Below are 4,671 nucleotides of genomic sequence, written 5' to 3'. Positions count from 1 at the left end.
TATTTGAAGTTCTGTCAATTGTATTTCCTCCGTGTCGCGTTTTGATTCGACTATAGTGTCTCGTTAGGTATCCGTCCTCAAAGAATATTCCTATTGGATAATTTCTTATAAATATAGACCATGGGAAACCAAAGAACTATAGCGTGAATCAATCCGATAAATGACGCTATTAAAACAGAAGCTGGAACGCTTATCACACCTGCTTTAACACCACTAACAATTACTTTTTCGCCGCTTTGAACGACAACTTCATTCGTGAAGAAAGAAGCTATTAGTAATCCAATACCAATAATCAGGCCAAAAATTGAATAAATAAACACTGTTTTCCGTATAACCTTTTTAAGCATCCAATTCCCCACACCTGTTCTATTTACTTTAGAGTCGTATTGTTTTATTGAACTATCGTGTCCCTTTAGGTGGATACTACTTAAATTTTTAAAGTTTCAATTATCCCTCTGGCTATCACTCTATTTGTCGTTAGCTCAAACTTCATTCCAGTTTTGATTAAATGATTCGGTGCCTCTTCTTTTTCATAAAAGGCTAAATACAAATCAGCAGTTGTATCTCTTTGAGTATTTGGAGTTTTATGGAATTCAATTACTGCACTCCACAAGCCATTTATTAACTCCCTATCTTCTTCAAAGATGATAGGTATTGAGAAGTTTCCTACCGGAATAATACTTTGTCCGCCTTCCTCGGCAGTCAGGAAATATATATTTACCCTTCCTATTGTCTTCAAGGTTTATCAGCTCTTTCACCGTATTCAATTATGAATTTTTTTGTTATACAACATTATTTTAACACAATATGGAAGTGGATTTATTTATGGAAATTATAAATTATTGTTCCGCAAATATCCCGGTTACTTCAACGAAAACGGCAGCCAATCGTTTGGCCGGCTACCGTCATGTCTGATTGAACTATCGTGTTCCGTTAGTTCAAGCGTCTAAAGGAGAAAAGACCTTGAAGATTATTACCCCTAGGTCCTAAAGTCATTTATCTTTGTTTAGTCTTTCCTTTGCTTCTTCAAGCGTCTCGTACTGAATGTGATCATATTCCCAATTCAGATGACGATTAATTGCTTTTGCTACTTCATCCCACGTAGGACGAATACAGTCTTGCAGTATTTTATTGATTTCAATCTCCACTAAGGATAAGTCGAATTCATTGACAATAAATGTCGCTCTACCGTCCACAACCTTATCTTGCTCTAAGATAGATAACAACTTTTTAGGTGTCATTATTCTGAAATAAAAATAGTCAACTCCTTCTACATTGTCAGAACCAATATCCGCACTTGCAGGCAGTACAAAATCATCATATTTCTCAGGTTCACCACGTAATAAAATTCTCTTTAACACGGGAACTATCATTGAATCACCTTGGATTATATTTATAGTATTTCAAACATAAAAGTTAGTGAGCCTGTCGAGCCCGTCACTACCACTATTAAAAGCGACATCTACTATCTTTCTCCAAATTCCCCTGGCGCCCCTTTGGCCTTCCGTTCAGCTATTATCCCCAGTGACCTTTCAGGATGCAAAACAAGGTAAATTCAATTAAGCAACATCTTTTAGCTATTTTTAAGTTGTTACACTAGGTTACCGAAAGGGGATTGGTTTTAAGGATGGTCCTCTACAGCCTCGTTAGCATAACGAAGCTGCCGAATTATGCCGGCAGCCGCGTCTTTAGTGTTAATTTAAAGCTATCGTGTCCCTTTAGTTTAATAACAATCATTTATTACATTATGTGTTGGATAGGGGACGAGTTTTATTCCTGGATTTCAATATCATTATCCTTACACCATTCAATTACAAAATCCTTTATCTTACTTTTTTTGTATTTATACCATAGTTTATCGACACCATGTTCAATAATCCCATCTTTAAATCTCCGAAATGCACCTCTTCCTTGGATAGCTTCAAACAGCTCTTCTCGGATATCTCCATCTTCTAAAGTCCCAATAAAATCCTCTATGATTTCATATTCATTGAAGTCGTTTTTTAACGTAAAATCAACGTAAATCTCGTCTTCATCTTCAATAATCCTTATTGCTTTCTCAATGTTCTCCTTTTGCCATTCAGGGAACTTATCGAGTGGCTTTTCATCTTCTGCAGCACTATATTCTTCTCTCGTTAATGTAATAACTTCCCCTGATGTAATATTTATAAATGTTAAAGTATCATCTATTTGCATTTCAATCTCACCAACAAGATCATCCAGTTTAACTGGTTTCATCTTATGCATATTCACTTTCGCACCTTCTTTTGTATTCATTAATAAACATCTTATCCAAATAAAAAAATAATCTACCTAAGCGGTTACTTCAAAAAAATTAATATACACGTTTACGCTCTTTTGTCCCGTTAGCTCAATACTAACATCCAGCCATATTTACTTCAGGTTGTTTTTATTCTGATAAACCTTTATAAGGGGCTCTAATGTCTCATACGCTTGAACAACATCAAGTACGATCATATCAAACTCTTCTTGAAGCTCTAAGTTTTCCTTCCAGAAATCCAAATTAACCTTAAGTATTGAACACAACAGATCTCCCCTATAATAATCTCCGGAGTTCAACGGGTTATCAACTAATCTTTCAATAGCTATAGGGACAAGGTATTTCAGAGCAATTTTCTGCGATATCATCCTGGTAAGATCATCATTTGTAAAATCCTTTAGAGGTTTTCTTCTTAATGCAAGACACTTTCTTATCAAACCAGTGGCACCCTTGTCAAGATCTCCCCAATTTTCCCCATCGATTTCCTCTAAAGATTTATTTAAATCCAGCATGTTTACCTCCATTCTTCTGTCCTATTAGCTAAACAAAACAAAGAGCAGTAGCCTTTGTAGAACTGCCCCTTGTTTTGTTCAACTAACGTATCCGTCCCTCGGTTTTAAGGGTTTATCTCACGTATACTCAGTCATTCGCAGGATTTCTCACGTTGGAATGCAGTGGTCCGTAGGAAATAGAGCTTTTTTACCCGTAAACTTTGTGTTGTGGGCATGCCGAAATAGAAGAAACGAACGCTTTGGAACATTTCCCCAATTATACTCTGCTGCACGTATCCTCCACAATAACCCTGGAAGTTTACCATCCCACGGCTCTACGGGTCCCTGCCCTAACATTCCTTCGTTACACTTATCCAAGGTGTGGAGACCGATAGCGTTTAGCGGATGGGGCAAAGCCCTTATCGGATACGAACTCGGTCCTCCGTGCTTTCTTTTTCTGAAATCCTGCGAATGACTCAATTCACGTTTTAATAAATCTTACGCAGCTTGAGTGTAATTATGGATCGTTTTTTCAGGAGTGAACGACTCATCACGCTGAACCATACCGACTAGAACCCGCGCCAACTTCCCAAGCAGTTTAAACACCGACTGCTGTTTACTCATATGCTTTATTTGGACATTTTCTTCATGCAACTGTCGGAAAACAGCATTGATCCCCACCAATGTAAGAGTAGCCAGATACAAATATTTCCGCAGTTTGGCATCTCCTCTTTTCGAGATTACGATTTCCCCTTTTCGTTTTCCCGACATGCTTTCAGCGAGGTTTAACCCAGCCCTTCGTAGTAATTGTCGTCCATGGGCATACTGTTTTAGATCACCTGCACCTGACAGAATGGCTGCAATATAGATTGGCCCCAGCCCTTTAAGAGATCTTAGCTGGCTTGCTATAGGAATCTCATCGAGTACGGTTGCAATGTCTTTTTCAATTTGTTCTAATATATCGACGATGCGCTCGTACTCGTCTATTAAGCGTTGGAGATCCTGCTTTGCATCCTCGAGTGCCGTTGTATCCCCCACACTCTTGCTAGCGTGAGAGATGAGTTCGGCAGCTTTCTGAATACCAGTTGAACCACCAGCTCGCTTCATATGGTTTCTCCAACGTGTAATTACATCCGCTGTCGATTGATCTTTAAGTTCTAGCGGGGAAGGAAATTCTTTGAGGGTCGCTATTGATCGTGGACAGGTCCAATGTTTAAATACCGTCGTATATTCAGGGAAACGCATATCAAGCCAGCGGATAATTCGATTCTGCAGCCGAACGCTATTCGTGACCCAAAATTCGCGATCGCTCATAATGGTACGTATTCTTTGGAAATTGGTTGCCTGGCGTGTGTAATCATAGTAGTAGCCGCGACTAACAACGTCTGCAATGACAAGTGCATCCTTCGGATCACTCTTAGAAGGGCTGTTATCGCGATTTTCCTTGTTTCGCTTCGTAGTTGCGGGATTTACTAGGACAACATTTATACCTTTGTCATCAAGCCAATTGGCTAAGTTATACCAATAGTGGCCTGTGGGCTCCATTCCGATTATAAGACTCTTTAATCGGTGTTTCTGTTGTAATCCGTCGATCCACCGTTGTAATTTCTCGAAGCCTTCAATGGTGTTTTTGAAAGAAAGATGCCTACTAGAAAGTACGATCCCACGAAAGTTCGTAGCTTGGGCTACGTGGACTTCCTTCGCCATATCAATTCCTACAACAAGATGGGAAGTGGTAATTCGTTCTATCCGTTGATTTTGTCCGTCTGATTGCTTAAACTTCATAATAAGAGCGCCTCCTTGATGGTGTTGGGTTTTGAACCCGTGGACAAACCCATCATACCGAGGCGCTCCTTTTTTGACAAAGCCCAATTCTTAGGCTATACAGGAATGTTTAGC

The 4,671-nt window shown here is 39.2% G+C and carries 6 protein-coding genes; all 6 read right to left on the bottom strand.

From position 1 onward, the window contains the following. Positions 1-77: 77 nt before the first annotated feature. The 6 genes from O9139_RS01340 to O9139_RS01315 all read right to left on the bottom strand — a co-directional run bounded on the left by O9139_RS01340 (position 78) and on the right by O9139_RS01315 (position 4,557). Positions 78-347 carry a hypothetical protein gene (locus tag O9139_RS01340; RefSeq protein WP_270877648.1) on the bottom strand — a complete coding sequence of 90 codons (270 nt, stop codon included), beginning with the start codon at positions 345-347 and terminating at the stop codon, positions 78-80. Positions 348-427: 80 nt separating this feature from the next. Continuing rightward, positions 428-739 (bottom strand): hypothetical protein, encoded by a 312-nt coding sequence (locus O9139_RS01335; protein ID WP_270877647.1) that lies wholly within the window; start codon positions 737-739, stop codon positions 428-430. A gap of 253 nt (positions 740-992) precedes the next feature. Then, the gene (locus O9139_RS01330; RefSeq protein ID WP_270877646.1) at positions 993-1,373 is read right to left on the bottom strand and encodes an Imm8 family immunity protein; all 381 of its coding nucleotides are present in this window, start codon (positions 1,371-1,373) and stop codon (positions 993-995) included. A gap of 397 nt (positions 1,374-1,770) precedes the next feature. Further along, on the bottom strand, positions 1,771-2,277 hold the full coding sequence (locus tag O9139_RS01325; protein WP_270877645.1) for a UPF0158 family protein: 507 nt from the start codon (positions 2,275-2,277) through the stop codon (positions 1,771-1,773). A gap of 117 nt (positions 2,278-2,394) precedes the next feature. Continuing rightward, positions 2,395-2,793: a contact-dependent growth inhibition system immunity protein gene (locus O9139_RS01320; RefSeq protein WP_270877644.1), complete on the bottom strand. Its 399-nt coding sequence runs from the start codon at positions 2,791-2,793 to the stop codon at positions 2,395-2,397. Between the two features lie 477 nt (positions 2,794-3,270). Then, complete coding sequence (locus O9139_RS01315) at positions 3,271-4,557, bottom strand: IS110 family RNA-guided transposase (RefSeq protein WP_270877637.1); 1,287 nt, start codon at positions 4,555-4,557, stop codon at positions 3,271-3,273. Between the last annotated feature and the right edge of the window lie 114 nt (positions 4,558-4,671).

This window comes from Paenibacillus aestuarii (assembly GCF_027789125.1).
Classification (GTDB): domain Bacteria; phylum Bacillota; class Bacilli; order Paenibacillales; family NBRC-103111; genus Paenibacillus_E; species Paenibacillus_E aestuarii.
Note: the sequence above shows the minus strand (reverse complement) of the source record. Positions and strands in the feature narration are given on the sequence as shown.

What these genes read in the sequence shown, in the direction of transcription:
- O9139_RS01340 (WP_270877648.1), bottom strand. Translation starts at nt 347, where the DNA reads ATGCTTAAAAAGGTTATACGGAAAACAGTGTTTATTTATTCAATTTTT.
- O9139_RS01330 (WP_270877646.1), bottom strand. Translation starts at nt 1,373, where the DNA reads ATGATAGTTCCCGTGTTAAAGAGAATTTTATTACGTGGTGAACCTGAG.
- O9139_RS01325 (WP_270877645.1), bottom strand. Translation starts at nt 2,277, where the DNA reads ATGAATACAAAAGAAGGTGCGAAAGTGAATATGCATAAGATGAAACCA.
- O9139_RS01320 (WP_270877644.1), bottom strand. Translation starts at nt 2,793, where the DNA reads ATGCTGGATTTAAATAAATCTTTAGAGGAAATCGATGGGGAAAATTGG.
- O9139_RS01315 (WP_270877637.1), bottom strand. Translation starts at nt 4,557, where the DNA reads ATGAAGTTTAAGCAATCAGACGGACAAAATCAACGGATAGAACGAATT.